This is a genomic window from Pseudomonas sp. Marseille-Q5299 (genome assembly GCF_943737035.1).
Lineage (GTDB): Bacteria > Pseudomonadota > Gammaproteobacteria > Pseudomonadales > Pseudomonadaceae > Aquipseudomonas > Aquipseudomonas putida_E.
Window position 1 is genome coordinate 208,249 of record NZ_CALSFR010000002.1, and the last position, 15,040, is coordinate 223,288.

Below are 15,040 nucleotides of genomic sequence, written 5' to 3' on the forward strand. Positions count from 1 at the left end.
TGGCTGTGCCATACGCCACACCCTAAAGCTCAAAGCCCAGCATCACCGCGCACACCACCAAAAACACACAAAACATGCCGCGCAGCACCTTTTCCGGCAGCGCATGGGCCAGCCGCACTCCCCAGCTGATACTCAGCAGGCCGCCTACCGCCAACGGTATCCCCACACCCCAGTCGACACTGTGGTGCACGCCATAGGTCAGCAAGGTCACCATGGTGCTCGGCGCCGCCAGCGCCAGCGACAGCCCTTGCGCCACCACCTGCGTGGCGCCGAACACGCTGGTCAGGATCGGCGTGGCCACCACCGCGCCGCCCACCCCGAACAAACCGCCCATGGTTCCACTGAAGCAGCCCAACACTCCCAGCCAGGGCCAGGGATGGCGCAGCTCCGGGCTTGCCGGAGCTGCCTTGATAAACAGACGCGCCACGTTCCACAGGGCCAGCGCCACCAGAAAGCCGACGAAGCCCAGGCGCATGGCCTGCGCATCGACACCCACTGCCCAGATCGAGCCCAACCAGGCGAACACCAAGCTGCACACCGACAACGGCAAGGCATGGCGCAACTCGATGCGGTTGCGCTGGTGATAACGCCACAGCGCCAGCAGCACGTTCGGCACCACCATCACCAAGGCCGTGCCTTGGGCCAATTGCTGATCGAGCCCGAACAGCACACCCAGCGCCGGGATGGCGATCAACCCGCCGCCAATGCCGAACAACCCACCCATGGTGCCCAAGGCTGCGCCCAGCACGATATACAACAACCACTCGATCATCAGGGCCTCATCCGCCTGCGTTAACAATGCGAGCATGCTAACGATTACCCTCTGGCGGGGAAACGCACAGCAACGCACAATGGCTGTGCGTTTAATGCAAAAGCAAGGCAGCCATGAGCCCTGACACCCTGACCGACCAACTGAGCCTGTTCCTCGATGTGCTGGAGACTGGCAGTTTTTCCGCTGCCGCCCGGCGCCATCCACTCACCCCCTCCGCCGTCGCCCGGCGCATCGACAGCCTCGAGAGCGCCGTGGGCAGCCGCCTGTTCACCCGCAGCACCCATGCGGTGCGTGCCACGCCTGCAGGCAACGCCTTCGCCGAGCGCGCCCGGCGCATCATCGAGGAACTGCGCCTGGCCCGCGCCGAGGCCGTATCACTGAGCAGTGCTCCGGAGGGCTTGATCCGTATCGACGCCCCTGCCGCCTTCGGCCGCCGCCACCTGGCCCCGGCCATTGCCGACTTCCTGGTGGCCTACCCAGGCCTTGATGTGCACCTGCGGCTGATCGACAGCTTCGTCGACCTGCACGGCAGCCACCTGGGCGAGGTCGACCTGGTGCTGCGTGCGGGCCCTCTGGCCGATACCCGCCTGGTCGCCACACCGCTGGCCTACATGGTCCGCGTCGCTTGCGCCAGCCCCGCCTACCTGGCCAGCCGCGGCATACCCGCCTGCCCCAGCGAACTGCCCGATCACGACGGGCTGGACTGGGACGGCCTGGCACCGCCGTTCGCCTGGCGCTTCAACGTCGATGGGCAATCACGGCTGTACCGGCCCTCGCGGATGCGCATGGCCGCCAACAATGCTGAAACCCTGCTGTTCGGCGCGCTTGCCGGCCTGGGCGTTGCGCACCTGCCTACCTGGCTGATCAGCGACTACCTGCTGCGTGGCGAACTGGTACCACTTTTTTGCGACAACGGCCTGCCCGCTGCAGAGACCAGCGGTATTTATGCGCTACGCCTGGCACATGAAACGAACTCTCGCAGCCGCTTGCTGCTCGAATTCCTCAAGAGCCGCTTCAGCCCGATCCCTCCTTGGGACATGGCACTGCGAAGTGAGCTGCGATGGCAATGAGCGCGCAAACCTTCAGCGTGCTAGATTTCTCCATTGATCACATTCAAGGACCTGCATGAACGCCGACACCCAAGCTTCTTGCGACGAGCTGCTGCTGGACAACCAGGTCTGCTTTGCCCTGCACTCCACCTCGTTGCTGATGACCAAGGTCTACAAGCCCCTGCTTCAGGCATTGGGCCTTACCTACCCGCAGTACCTGGCCATGCTCGTACTGTGGGAACAGGACGGCCTGACCGTGGGCGAGATCAGCCAGCACCTGCTCACCGACCCAGGCTCCCTCACTCCCTTGCTCAAGCGGCTGGAAAGCGAAGGCCTGCTCAAGCGAACCCGTAGCCGTGAGGATGAACGGGTGGTGCTGGTGCAACTGACCGACAAGGGGCGCGCCCTTCAGCAGCAGGCCAAAGAGGTGCCACAGTGCATTCTCAAGGCCAGCGGCCGCAGCCTGGAGCGCCTGCAACAACTACAGGCAGACCTGCTGGAGTTGCGCGACAGCCTGCAAAAGAACCTCTGACGGCTATGCTGTGCAATGCCCGTTCGGACGAGCGGTGAAGATTTATCTTGCGCACTAACTAATTGCGCGCTAATTTAAACCCCGTACCCACCCGATGCACCCGGCACACACGGGGCGCACAGCACACTAGCGAGGCTCAATATGCACAAGGTCACTCCGCTGTACATCGCAGAAGCCACCTCCACTGGCGGTCGCGACGGTAAATCCCGCTCCAGCGACGGCAAGCTGGAAGTCAAGCTGAGCACCCCCAAGGAGCTGGGCGGCGCGGGCGGTGACGGCACCAACCCTGAGCAGATGTTCGCGGCTGGCTATTCGGCCTGCTTCATCGGCGCACTGAAATTCGTCGCCGGCCAGGAGAAAAAGCAACTGCCTGGCGACGCTTCGATCACCGCCAAGGTGGGCATTGGCCAGATCCCCGGTGGCTTCGGCCTGGATATCGACCTGCACATCAACCTGCCGGGCCTTGCCCAGGCCGAAGCCGAAGGGCTGGTGGAGAAGGCGCACCAGGTGTGCCCTTATTCCAACGCTACCCGCGGCAATGTGGATGTAAGGCTGCATGTAACGGTCTGAACACAGGCACAAAAAAACCCGGCCGAGGCCGGGTTTTTTGTGCACATCACAAGAAGAATTACTTCTTGGAACGGCCCTTGAAGCTGTTGTCGCGAGTGTCGATGTCGATCCACTCGTCGATCTGGATGAAGTCGGCAACCTGGATCTCGGTACCGTTCTTCAGCTTGGCAGGCTTCATGACCTTGCCCGAGGTGTCGCCACGCGCAGCGTTCTCGGTGTAGACAACCTGACGGCTGATGGTGGTCGGCAGCTCGACCGATACCAGACGGCCTTCGAAGAAGACGGCTTCGCAGATGTCTTCCATGCCTTCTTCGATGTACGGCAGAACGGCGTCGATGTCTTCGGCGTTCAGTTCATACATGGTGTAGTCGGTGGTGTCCATGAAGGTGTACGAGTCACCGCTGATGAACGACAGGGTCGCTTCTTTGCGATCCAGGATCACGTCGTCCAGCTTGTCGTCCGCACCGTAAACGGTTTCGGTCTTGTAGCCGGTCAGCAGGTTTTTCAGCTTGGTCTTCATGATCGCGCTGTTGCGACCCGATTTGGTGAACTCGGCTTTCTGAACCAGCCACGGGTCGTTGTCGATCCGCAGTACGGTACCGGGTTTCAGTTCTTTACCAGTTTTCATTACGAAGTATCCGAATCTGGATGGATTTATAAAAATCGAGGCCGCATATCATAGCCAATTTCGGTAAAACTGTACCAGCGCCTTGGCGAGGTCCGGCCGAGCGGCTTGGCGCGCCGCCCACTCACGGGCATGCTGCTGCAGTTCCGGCCAGTGTTTACGGGCCCCTCGCCATGCCTGGTGCATATCGTGGTTCATGTTCCAGGCGCGCCACAATGCCACCATTGCCTCGCCGGCAGCGTCCGACAGGCCCTGTCGATAAAGGTGCAGGAACGCGTCGAGCTTTTCCCAGTGGGCGTTTTCCTCTTGCACGTAGATGTGCCAGAGCATCGGCCGGCCGGCCCACTGCGCACGCACGAACGAGTCTTCGCCGCGCACGGCATTGAAATCGCAGCTCCACAGCAGGCGGTCATAGTCGTCCTGGCTGACGAACGGCAAGATCTGCACCCTCAGCGCCCCCCGCTGGAACACGTCGCCGACCTTGAGCCCCGGCTCGCCCAGCCAATTGGCCAGGTCCGGGAGAATACGGCCTTGCGGCACCAGCAGATGGGTGGCGCAGGTGTCGGTGGCCAATGCATCGAGCCAGCTGCCCAGTTGCGGGTTTTCATAGGCGAACAGCGAGACCAGTTGCGCCTCGGCCTGCACGTCTACACCCAGCCCTTGCAGGAAGGCGGCTCGCGCCTGTGCAGATTGCTCGAAAGCCTGCCGCTGCGCCAGCAACGAAGCCTCGCGCAGCAACCCGCCAGTCTTCTCGGTAAAGCCCGGGAAGAAAAACACCTTGCGCAGGCCATTGGGCTGCGGCGACGGCAAGCCGTGGCAGCCCTCCACCCAGTCTTCGGCACTGAGGTAGTCGAGGTTGAGCCAAAGGATCGGCGTGGAACGGGCACGCATCGCTTCGACGTACTGTGCGGGCAACTGGCAGGCAAAGGCACCAATCACCACATCGGCGGGCTCGACCGGCTGCCACTGGCCAGGCCAGGCGCGCACTTCGACGCCCTGCTGCCATTGCCGCGAGGCGCCGGCGTCGGCGCCTGGGCACAGGGGCACGAAAGCCTCCAGGTCGTCCACCCACAGCCGCACCGCCAGCCCGTGCTCGGCCACCAGCTGCCGGGCCAGGCGCCAGGTCACGCCGATATCACCGTAGTTGTCCACGACACTGCAGAAAATGTCCCAGGTGACGTTCATGTGCCCTGCCCTCGCCCTGCGCAAAATCACGAATTCTGCGGTTAAATTGTCGCCGACAAAAGCACCAACGCTGAAAAACCGCCCGATGCCATGCGACAATGGCCGACATAACGCCTGCCAGGAGGCCACCATGCCCCGCCACCGTGAACTGCAAATAACCCTCAAGCCTGTGCAACTGACCCTGTGCGTGGCATTGGGCCTGTGGCTCGGTGCCGTGGCCATTGCGCTGAGCCTGTGGCTGGCCGTACACCTGTGGCCCGAGCAGGTACAGCCGGTGGCCCAGGCCGTCGCCCCCACCCTTGCCCGGCCCGCGGCCCCGCCGGCGCAACCGGCGGATGCGCAAAACGAGATGTTCGAGCGCTACAAGGCCATCCTGCACAAGCAGGAGCTGCAGCAGGCGGCCGAGGCCGCGCAAGGCAACCCACGCAACCTCAACAGCCCCAAGTGCCAGTTCTGGCTGTCGCAGAACCGCACTGCGCCGACCGAAAAGAGCCAGGCCAACGTGCTGGAGTTCTGTTACTGATCATGAACAAGGCCGCCCTGCTCACGCGTATCGTTGAAGCCCTGGAAACCGACATGGAAGTATTGCGCCGCGCCGCGCAAACCGCCTACGAAACCGCCACCGCCGAAGAAAACATCGCCGAAAACAAGTACGACACCCTTGGCCTGGAGGCCTCGTACCTGGCCACCGGCCAGGCGCGGCGCACGGCCGAGATTCGCCAGGCACTGCTGATCTACCAGCAACTGGTGCTGCGCGACTACGACCCGGCGCGGGGGATACAGATCGGCAGCCTGGTGATTCTGGAAGATGAAGCGGGGGCTCAGCGGCAGGTGTTCCTGGGGCCGGAAGCGGCCGGGCTGAAGATTGGCGAGGCAGACGCACTGGTGACGGTCATTACCCCGCGCTCACCGCTAGGCCAGCAACTGATCGGTAAAAAAGTCGATGACGAGGTTAGCCTTGGGGCCCAGCTGTTCTTCATTATCGAGGTTGCCTGAACCGGCCCCATCGCCGGCAAGCCGGCTCCCAAGTACAGTGCAGGCCTCAAGAACTCCGCGTTCCCTGTGGGAGCCGGCTTGCCGGCGATGAGGCCGGCCCTGCCAGCGACCGACTAACCGGCAAGCGCATCGAATTTGCGCGCCAACCCGCCATGAGCGAACTGCTCCTGCACGAACTCGATGAACGCCCGGGTCTTGCCCGGCAGAAGCTTGTGCTCGGCGTAATACAAGCTGATATGCCCATCATCCACATACCAGTCCGGCAACACCCTTTGCAGTTGGCCCGCCTGCAGGTAAGGCACGGCAAACGGCAGGCTGACCAATGCAATACCCAACCCCTGCTGGGCTACGGCGCACGCTGCATCAGAGTCGCTCATGGTCATCGCCTGGCGCAATAGCAGTGGCTGCTGCGCCTGCCAACGGCTGGTCAACGGCCACGACCGCACACGGCCGGTCTGCGGTGAGCGAATCAAGATGCCGGCATGGTGGCCCAGCACCTGCGGGTCTTCAATGACCGGGTGCTGGCTCAAGTACCCAGGGGCTGCCACCAACACCCGATGCGCAGGGGTCAGCCGGCGCGCCACCACCCCCAGCGGTAGCTCGAACCCGCCGCCAATCGCCGCATCGAAACCTTGGCCGATCAGGTCTACCTGACGGTTGTCGAAATGCCAGTCCGGGGTGATCGCCGGGTAGCGCCGCAAGAATTCACCCAGCAGCGGCAATACGTACAGCCTGCCGAATACCGTCCCCATGCTCACCCGCAACAGCCCGGCCGGCTGGCCTTCGGCGCTGGCCAGGTTGGCCACGGCGTACTGGATGGTACGAAAGCTGTCACTGACTTCGCCTAAAAAACGCTGCCCGGCTTCGGTCAAGGTCAGCTTGCGGGTACTACGCTGGAACAGCCGCACACCCAGGCGCGCTTCAAGCTGGGCGACATGCTTGCCCACCGCCGCAGGGGTAATGCTCAAACGGCGGGCCGCTTCGGCGAAGCTGCCCACTTCGGCGCTGCGGATAAAACATTCAAGGGCGTTGAACGACTCCATGGCCATGATTACCAACCAAAGGTTTACTCTGCCAATAGTGATTGCCATCTTATCAGCAGGTAATCATCGGTCGATACTACGCCCATCCAAGGCATTCGGCCTTGCTTGCAGCAGGAGATCAGCATGTCCCAGCAACTTACCCTCGAAGGCAAAGTGGCCCTGGTCCAGGGCGGTTCACGCGGCATCGGTGCCGCCATCGTCCGCCGCCTGGCCCGTGATGGCGCCCAGGTTGCCTTCACCTACGCAAACTCCGAAGGCCCGGCCAACGACCTGGTGGCACAGGTCATAGCCGCCGGCGGCCAGGCATTGGCCCTGCGCGCAGACAGCGCCGACGCCGCCGCGGTGCAACTGGCAGTGGACGACACCGTAAAAGCCTTCGGCCGCCTCGATATCCTGGTCAACAATGCAGGCGTACTGGCCGTGGCGCCGCTAACCGAATTCGACCTGGCAGACTTCGACCGCACCTTGGCCATCAACGTGCGCAGCGTGTTCGTCGCCAGCCAGGCCGCCGCCCGCTACATGGGCCAGGGCGGGCGCATCATCAACATCGGCAGCACCAATGCCGAGCGCATGCCGTTTGCTGGCGGCGCACCGTATGCCATGAGCAAGTCGGCATTGGTCGGCCTTACCAAAGGCATGGCACGCGATTTGGGGCCACAGGGCATCACCGTGAACAACGTGCAGCCAGGGCCGGTGGATACCGACATGAACCCGGCCAGCGGTGAGTTTGCCGAAAGCCTGATCCCCTTGATGGCAATCGGGCGCTATGGGCAGGTAGATGAAATTGCCAGCTTCGTGGCGTACCTGGCGGGGCCGGAGGCGGGTTACATCACCGGAGCGAGCCTTACCGCCGACGGCGGCTTTGCAGCCTGATCGAAATGTTTGCACGCTGGCGTCCAGCCTGAGCCGCCCAGATACTGAACGCCACTGACCTTGCCCGCACCGAGATATTGATGAACACCCCAACCTTGAGCCGCGCCCTGATCCTGCTGATGGCCACCGCCACCGGCCTGGCCGTGGCCAGCAACTACTACGCGCAGCCACTGCTGCACAGCATCGCCGAACAGTTCGGCCTGAGCACCGCCAGCGCCGGCAGCATCGTCATCGCCGCGCAACTCAGCTACGGCGCGGGCCTTCTGCTGCTGGCGCCTTTGGGCGACCTGTTCGAGCAGCGCCGCCTGATCGTGATCATGTCGGTCATTTCCACCTTGGGCCTGGTGATCAGCGCCTGCGCCCCCAGCCTGCCCTGGCTGATCCTGGGGACCGCGCTCACCGGGCTGTTCTCGGTGGTGGCGCAGATCCTCGTGCCCATGGCCGCCACCCTGAGCGAGCCGCATCAGCGCGGGCGCGCGGTGGGTACGCTGATGAGCGGCTTGCTGCTGGGCATACTGCTGGCGCGCACCGCTGCCGGCTTCATGGCCGAGCTGGGTGGCTGGCGCAGCATCTATGTGTTGGCCGCGGTGCTGATGGCTGTCACCGCCTTTGCCCTGTACCGCAGCCTGCCACAACACCACAGCCATGCCGGGCTGAAATACCCGGCACTGATCGGCTCTGTATTCCGCCTGTTCATCGAGGAGCCAGTGCTGCGCCTGCGCTCGCTGCTGGGGTTGCTGGCGTTCAGCCTGTTCGGGCTGTTCTGGACGCCGCTTGCGTTTCTGCTGGCGCGTGAGCCCTACCACTACTCCGATGCGGTAATCGGCCTGTTCGGCCTTGCCGGCGCGGCAGGTGCGCTTTCGGCCAACTGGGCCGGCCGCCTGGCTGACCGCGGCAGAGGCTCGCTGGGCACCACAGTGGGCCTTGTTGCGCTGTTGCTGTCGTGGGTACCGCTGGGTTTCGCCGAAAGCTCGCTACCGGCCTTGCTGCTCGGCGTACTGGTGCTGGACCTGGCCGTGCAACTGGTGCATGTGAGCAACCAGAATGCGGTCATCGCCTTGCGGCCCGAAGCCCGTACCCGCCTCAATGCCGGTTACATCACCTGTTATTTCATCGGAGGGGCACTAGGCTCCTTGCTGGGCACACAGTTGTTCCAGTACCAGGGCTGGATGGGCATCGTGACGGCCGGCCTGTTGATCGGGGCGCTGGCGCTGCTGGTGTGGGGTTGGGCCGAGCATAAGCGCAAGCGCGCCGTGAAGGCCTGTGCGGCATGACACCGCAACCCTCCGTCGCCTGCTCGTTGACTTGCCCGTCGCGCCAGCGCTTCAGTAGGGATTGATCAAAGCCCCTTTACTGACAGGACGACTCAATGACAAGGCTCACGGTGCAATCCGGCGATTTCTTGCAAGGTGAAGGCGAGTATCGCAATGGATCGCTCACACTCAAGACCCCGCGCAGCCCCTCGCCTGGCGAGCGGATTTCCCTTGCCCGCATCAGCGACCTGCGCCTGGCCAGCCTGGAATCCAATCGCAGCCTGGGTACCGCGCTGGGCTGGGGCATGGCCGGCGCCCTGGTGGCCGGCCCGGTGGGCTTGCTGGCCGGGCTATGGCTCGGCGGCAAGGAGGAAGAAGCCACCTTCCTTGCGACGTTCAAGGACGGCCGCAAGCTGATGGCCAGTACCGATGGCAAGACCTGGTCCAAGATCGACGACAGCTGGCGCCAGCATCGGCACCCGCCTGCAGGGGATTGAACAACTTCAGGCGTACGGGGTGATACGCGCCTGATAACATGAGCGTTTTTTGACTGCACGGGCCCATTCGCGGGCTTACCCGCGAATGGGCCCGTGCGTGCTCACCGCTCAAGGACCCCAGCATGCCCCTGCCACACCCCCGCCTGCCCCTGAGCCTGCTCAGCCTGGGCCTTGCCCTGCACAGCCCCCACGGTTTGGCTCAAGACAGTGTCACGCTCGCCCCGGTGGAGGTTTCCGACACCTACGGCGACGACGGCTATCAGGTAACCGAAGCCTCGGCAGGCGGGTTTCAGGCAGCCCCCCTGCTCGATACCCCGGCATCAGTCAGTGTTTTCAACCAGCAACTGATCGAAGACCGCCAGGTACGCAAGCTCAGCGAAGTGCTGCAAAGCGATGCCTCGGTCGGCGAAAGCTACGCCCCGATCGGCTATTACGAAAACTTCAACGTGCGCGGCTTCGAACTCAATGCCGCCAGCAGCTACCGCATCAATGGCCAGACCATCGCCGGCGAGCAGAACGTGGCGCTGGAGAACAAGCAGCAAGTCGAACTGCTCAAGGGCCTGTCGGGCCTGCACAGTGGCGTGTCGGCGCCTGGCGGGCTGATCAATTACGTGACCAAGCGCGCCGAGGATGTGCGCAGCGTAACGGTATCGACCAACGAACAAGGCGAGCGCTACCTGGCCACCGACCTGGGCGGCTGGTTTGGCAGTGAGCGGCAGTTCGGCCTGCGCGCCAACCTCGCCCACGAAGATATCCGCTCGTACGTCGACCATGCCGATGGCAAGCGCGACTTTGCCTCGCTGGCGTTCGACTGGCAGATAAACCCCGATGCCACCTTGCAGCTCGATGCCGAGTACCAGCACCGCGAACAGCGCTCGGTACCGGGCTATCAACTGCTTGGCGGCAGCGAAGTACCGCACGGCATCGACCCGGATGACCGCCTGGCCTACCAGCACTGGGCCAAGCCGGTACAGACCGATTCACTGAACCTGGGCGGGCGTTTCCAGTACCGCTTCAACGATACCTGGAGCGGCACCCTCAGCGCCTCGCGCAGCAAAGTGGTGATCGATGACTACAGCTCGTTCGCCTGGGGCAGCGAAGGCGGCTGGCAGTCGCACTTCAGCCCAGAGGGCGACTACGACATCTACGACTTCCGCAGCCCTGACGACACCCGCCGCACCGATGAAGCGCAAGCGATGCTCGACGGCCACTTCGACGTGCTCGGCGTGAGCCATGAGCTGACGGTGGGTGCCAGCGCACAACGCCGCACGCTGGATCAGCGCCCCTACTACAACCAACTGGTCGGTAGCGGCAACATCTACACCGGCGCACCCGCCGTAGCGCCCTCCGACCTGCCGGTCGGTGCCAGCGAGCGGCGCCTGGACAGCCGCCAGTACGGCCTGTTCGTCAACGACCGCATCACCTTCAGCGAGCAGTGGCAGGCCGTGCTCGGCGCCCGCGAAGTACGCCTGGACGAAAAGACCTGGGACGAAACCGGCCTGGCCGGGCGCCATACCCGGCAATACCAGTTGCTGCCCAATGCCGCGCTGATCTACAAGCCGCGCCAGGACACCACCGTGTATGCCAGCTACTCCAAGGGCCTGTCCGCAGGGGGTACCGCGCCATGGTACGCCAGCAACGCGGCAGAAATCCTCGCCCCTACCCTGTCGCATCAGCTTGAGCTGGGCATCAAACGCGACTGGCAGGGCATGAGTTTCAGCGCCGCGCTGTTCCAGATCCGCCAGGCCTATCAATACGCCCGCCCTGAAGGCGACGCCACCTTCACCTACGTGCAGCAGGGCCAACAGAAGAACATCGGCCTGGAACTGGGCGCCAGCGGCTGGGTGACCTCGAACCTGCAAATCCAGGCCAGCGCCGCAGCGATTCGCGCGCGCGTGAAGAACAGCGGTACCGATGCCTACGAAGACCATCAGGCGATCAACGTGCCGCGCCTGCGCGCAGCCCTGCACGCCGACTACAGCCTGCCGGTGCCGGGCCTGGCCCTGCTGGGCGGGGCACGTTACAGCGCCAGCAAGTATGCGAGCCAGGCGGGGAATGTGCAGGTGGGCGGCTATACCGTGTTTGACGTGGGTAGCCGCTATCGCACGCGCATCGGCGGCTATGACACGGTGCTGCGCCTGACCGTGGATAACGTGTTCGACAAACGCTACTGGCGGGATGTGGGGGATTACCTGGGGGACAACTACCTGTTCCAGGGCGCGCCGCGGACGGCACGGGTGTCGGCTTCGGTGAGCTTCTAGACACCGTTGGCGGCGTATGTCAGAAAGCGGGATCTTCCGCTTGGTGAGCACGCATTACTCACCCGCCCATGGCTGTGATCAACAGATTCGCCCTTCGCAAATCAAGATGAATCCAACAGAATAATGTTTTGGATGCGGGGGCGTATCGGGTGGATCTCAAGCAACTGGAGTGCTTTGTACGCGTCGCTGAATTTGGTGGCTTCACCAGGGCGGCGGCGACACTGAACCTGTCCCAGTCGGTCGTAAGCCGTCAAGTGCGCCAGTTGGAGCTGGAGCTTGGGCAACACCTGTTACTGCGCAACGGTAGAGGCGTCACCCTTACCCCTGCTGGCACCCGGCTTTTCGAGCATGGCCAGGGCATCTTGCGTCAAGTACAAGTCGCCCGCGAGGATTTGCAAGAACAGCGTGACTCATTGACTGGCAAGGTGGTGATCGGCCTCCCCCCTAGTATTGCGCGGCGCCATACCGTTGGTATTGTCACAGCGTTTCAAAAGGCGTTTCCCGGGTGCTCGCTGGGCATCAAGGAAGGCTTGTCCCACTCCATGAGGGAGTGGCTGCTGTTGGGCCGCCTGGATTTTGCGCTGCTGTACAACCCCGCGCAAAACGCGCAACTCCATTTTGAGCCCCTTCAATCCGAACCCCTTTGGTTGATTGGTGCTGCCGGGGCAAGCCTCGCGCCAGAGGTGCCGCTAGCCACCCTCGGTGACTACCCACTGATCATACCCAGCCAGCCGCACTCCCTCAGGCGGCTGATCGAATCGGAAGCTGCACGGCATCATGTAGAACTCAACGTACACATGGAAATAGACGGCATTCCCTCTTTGATAGACCTGGTCGCCGCGGGCGCCGGCTTTGCCGTTCTGTCACGAATGGCACTCAGTGGCTCCTATGTGCCCCCAGGCTTGCAAGCGGCCCCAATCGTCGAGCCCACTATCAATACCCACCTGTTCGTCGCCACAACCAATCAGAGACCATTGACACGCCTGGCTTCGATGACCTTGGCCGTGGTCAAACATCAAATGCGCGATCAAGCCATGCAAAAACCACATAACTGCTAGTGGGGCTTGTCGATTGTTGCATGGCTCCTTGAGCGTCAAGATGGCTGAGAACTTACCCACGACAGCCAATAGAGACGTGCCATGAAAAGCTGCCTGCCACCCGACCTATTCCCCACCAAGCCTGTTGAGGCCCTGCCTGTTGGTTCGTGGGATGCTCACTGCCATGTATTTGGGCCAGCGGCGCAATTCCCCTACGCCGAAGACCGCAGCTACACCCCACCAGACGCCGCATTCGCGCAGCTTGTCGAACTTCATGACCACCTTGGCTTCGAACGCGGCGTTATTGTTCAGGCCAGCTGCCACGGCTCAGACAACCGCGCGATGCTAGATGCAATTGGCCGCAGTGCCGGGCGCTATCGAGGCGTAGCAATCATCGACGGCAGCGAGACTGACGAGGCGTTGGCGCGGATGGACGCCTGCGGGGTTCGGGGAGTACGGTTCAATTTCGTCGCTCACCTGGGCGGTGCGCCCGACCTTGCCATTTTCGACCAGGCACTGGAACGTATCCAACCCTTGGGCTGGCATGTGGTACTTCACCTGGATGCTCAGGACATCGTCACCTATGCCGATCGCTTGGCACGTATCCAGGTGCCGTTCGTAATAGACCACATGGGCCGCATCAAGGCTCAGGACGGCCTCGATCAAGCGCCGTTTCGGACGTTGCTTGAGCTGATGGACAATCCGCTGGCATGGGTGAAGGTCTGTGGCGCCGAAAGGGTCTCAGCGGGGCGCAAACCCTTTGATGATGCTATCCCCTTCGCCATGTCGCTTATCGAGACGGCGCCGGAGCGTGTGCTCTGGGGTACTGACTGGCCTCATCCAAACATCAGCAAGGACATGCCCAATGACGGGGGGCTTGTCGATCTGATGTACCGCTTCTGCCCGGACCCAGCGACACGTCAGAAGCTACTGATCGACAACCCCCTGAAGCTTTACGGACGCTGATTTCAGCGCTCGACCACACCAACTCCAAAAACAATCAGGTAGTGGAATCGATATGAACACTTCGACCGAAGCGACGCACCCTGCCGCGCAACTGAAGCCCGCGGCCCGCACACGACAGCCCTTCTATAAAGCGATGTATTTCCAGGTTTTGCTGGGGATTGTCTTGGGTGGGCTCGTCGGACATTTCTGGCCAGATTTCGCCGCCTCACTAAAACCATTGGGTGATGCGTTCATCAAGCTTATCAAGATGATCATCGGCCCTGTGGTGTTCTGTACCGTAGTGACCGGCATCGCGGGCATGCAAGACCTGAAAAAGGTCGGTCGTGTGGGAGGCAAGGCACTGCTTTACTTCGAGATAATTTCCACCGTCTCGCTGGTCATAGGGTTACTCGGCGGCCACCTGTTCAACCCAGGCGCCGGGTTTCACGTAAACCCTGATTCACTGGATGCCTCTGCAGTGACAGGTTTTGCTGAGAAAGCGCAGCACCTGGGTATCGTCGAATTCCTGATGAGTATCATCCCGAATACGTTCGTCTCAGCGCTGGCAGATGGCAACATCCTGTGCATTCTGCTGATTTCAGTACTTTTTGGCTGTGCCTTGTCCGCGATGGGGGATAAAGGTAAGCCGGTGTACACCATGATCGAAGGCGTTTCGGGCGTGTTCTTCGGTATTGTCCATATCATCGCCAAGTTTTCAGCAGTCGGCGCCTTTGGTGCAATCGCGTTTACCGTTGGCACATATGGCGCCGCATCGCTGCTGCCGCTGCTCAAATTGATCGCAAGCTTCTACGTGCTTTGCATATTCTTCATCGTGCTGGTGTTGGGCTTCGTTGCAAGGCTTTGCGGGTTCAGCATCCTGCGGTTCGTCTCGTATATCAAGGATGAACTACTGATTGTACTGGGCACCAGCTCATCTGAAGTTGTGCTCCCCCAAATCATGGAGAAGATGGAACGACTCGGTTGTTCGAAATCGGTCGTCGGCCTGGTGATACCCACCGGCTATTCCTTCAACCTGGACGGCACCAACATCTATTTGACCATGGCTGTTCTGTTCATTGCTCAAGCGCTCGACATTGAACTTACGTGGGGGCAGCAACTGACCTTGATCATTGTTGCCATGCTGAGTTCAAAAGGTGCCAGCGGGGTTTCGGGGGCTGCGTTCGTGATGTTGACCAGTACCTTGCTCGTCGTGCCCGTTGTGCCCGTTGCGGGAATGGTGCTGATCCTGGGCATCCACCGCTTTATGGGCACTGGCTTGGCGATGACCAACCTCGTCGGGAATGGTGTCGCAGCACTGGTGGTATCCGCCTGGGAAAAAGAACTGGATCGCGGCAAGCTGAACCAGCAACTGCACCCCACCAAACACTGATCCCCACTGCTT

At 62.2% G+C, this 15,040-nt stretch carries 16 protein-coding genes; 12 read left to right on the plus strand and 4 right to left on the minus strand.

The window, feature by feature from the left end:
- Positions 1–22 precede the first annotated feature (22 nt).
- A complete protein-coding gene (locus NGJ21_RS05360; protein WP_115275587.1) occupies positions 23–772 on the minus strand; it encodes a sulfite exporter TauE/SafE family protein in 750 nt (249 codons plus the stop codon).
- Positions 773–885: 113 nt separating this feature from the next.
- Here NGJ21_RS05360 and NGJ21_RS05365 point away from each other — a divergent pair, with 113 nt between their 5' ends.
- From NGJ21_RS05365 to NGJ21_RS05375, 3 genes are all read left to right on the plus strand, one after another.
- Positions 886–1,842 (plus strand): LysR family transcriptional regulator, encoded by a 957-nt coding sequence (locus NGJ21_RS05365; RefSeq protein WP_251961914.1) that lies wholly within the window; start codon positions 886–888, stop codon positions 1,840–1,842.
- A 55-nt stretch (positions 1,843–1,897) separates the two neighbouring features.
- Complete coding sequence (locus NGJ21_RS05370) at positions 1,898–2,353, plus strand: MarR family winged helix-turn-helix transcriptional regulator (RefSeq protein WP_012313381.1); 456 nt, start codon at positions 1,898–1,900, stop codon at positions 2,351–2,353.
- A gap of 141 nt (positions 2,354–2,494) precedes the next feature.
- Positions 2,495–2,923, plus strand: a complete 429-nt coding sequence (locus tag NGJ21_RS05375) for an organic hydroperoxide resistance protein (protein ID WP_039605055.1) — start codon at positions 2,495–2,497, stop codon at positions 2,921–2,923.
- Between the two features lie 58 nt (positions 2,924–2,981).
- Here NGJ21_RS05375 and efp read toward each other — a convergent pair whose 3' ends face one another.
- On the minus strand, positions 2,982–3,551 hold the full coding sequence (efp, locus tag NGJ21_RS05380) for an elongation factor P (RefSeq protein ID WP_012271109.1): 570 nt from the start codon (positions 3,549–3,551) through the stop codon (positions 2,982–2,984).
- A gap of 48 nt (positions 3,552–3,599) precedes the next feature.
- Positions 3,600–4,733, minus strand: a complete 1,134-nt coding sequence (gene earP / locus NGJ21_RS05385; RefSeq protein WP_251961915.1) for an elongation factor P maturation arginine rhamnosyltransferase EarP — start codon at positions 4,731–4,733, stop codon at positions 3,600–3,602.
- A 130-nt stretch (positions 4,734–4,863) separates the two neighbouring features.
- Here earP and NGJ21_RS05390 point away from each other — a divergent pair, with 130 nt between their 5' ends.
- Positions 4,864–5,256, plus strand: coding sequence for a hypothetical protein (locus NGJ21_RS05390; protein WP_251961916.1), 393 nt, complete (start codon positions 4,864–4,866; stop codon positions 5,254–5,256).
- A 2-nt stretch (positions 5,257–5,258) separates the two neighbouring features.
- Positions 5,259–5,729 (plus strand): GreA/GreB family elongation factor, encoded by a 471-nt coding sequence (locus NGJ21_RS05395; RefSeq protein WP_115275583.1) that lies wholly within the window; start codon positions 5,259–5,261, stop codon positions 5,727–5,729.
- A 113-nt stretch (positions 5,730–5,842) separates the two neighbouring features.
- Here NGJ21_RS05395 and NGJ21_RS05400 read toward each other — a convergent pair whose 3' ends face one another.
- Positions 5,843–6,778, minus strand: coding sequence for a LysR family transcriptional regulator (locus tag NGJ21_RS05400; RefSeq protein ID WP_115275582.1), 936 nt, complete (start codon positions 6,776–6,778; stop codon positions 5,843–5,845).
- A 117-nt stretch (positions 6,779–6,895) separates the two neighbouring features.
- Between NGJ21_RS05400 and NGJ21_RS05405 the strand changes: the two genes are divergently transcribed.
- From NGJ21_RS05405 to NGJ21_RS05435, 7 genes are all read left to right on the plus strand, one after another.
- Complete coding sequence (locus NGJ21_RS05405; RefSeq protein WP_119688492.1) at positions 6,896–7,645, plus strand: 3-oxoacyl-ACP reductase family protein; 750 nt, start codon at positions 6,896–6,898, stop codon at positions 7,643–7,645.
- Between the two features lie 80 nt (positions 7,646–7,725).
- The gene (locus tag NGJ21_RS05410) at positions 7,726–8,919 is read left to right on the plus strand and encodes an MFS transporter (RefSeq protein WP_046786605.1); all 1,194 of its coding nucleotides are present in this window, start codon (positions 7,726–7,728) and stop codon (positions 8,917–8,919) included.
- A gap of 95 nt (positions 8,920–9,014) precedes the next feature.
- Positions 9,015–9,395: a hypothetical protein gene (locus NGJ21_RS05415; RefSeq protein WP_046786606.1), complete on the plus strand. Its 381-nt coding sequence runs from the start codon at positions 9,015–9,017 to the stop codon at positions 9,393–9,395.
- A 122-nt stretch (positions 9,396–9,517) separates the two neighbouring features.
- Entirely contained in the window at positions 9,518–11,656 is a 2,139-nt protein-coding gene (locus NGJ21_RS05420) for a TonB-dependent siderophore receptor (RefSeq protein WP_251961917.1), read from the plus strand.
- 149 nt (positions 11,657–11,805) lie between these two features.
- Complete coding sequence (locus tag NGJ21_RS05425) at positions 11,806–12,714, plus strand: LysR family transcriptional regulator (RefSeq protein WP_119689129.1); 909 nt, start codon at positions 11,806–11,808, stop codon at positions 12,712–12,714.
- An 81-nt stretch (positions 12,715–12,795) separates the two neighbouring features.
- Positions 12,796–13,659, plus strand: coding sequence for an amidohydrolase family protein (locus tag NGJ21_RS05430; RefSeq protein WP_119688490.1), 864 nt, complete (start codon positions 12,796–12,798; stop codon positions 13,657–13,659).
- Positions 13,660–13,711: 52 nt separating this feature from the next.
- Positions 13,712–15,028 (plus strand): dicarboxylate/amino acid:cation symporter, encoded by a 1,317-nt coding sequence (locus tag NGJ21_RS05435; protein ID WP_012313369.1) that lies wholly within the window; start codon positions 13,712–13,714, stop codon positions 15,026–15,028.
- Positions 15,029–15,040: the final 12 nt, after the last annotated feature.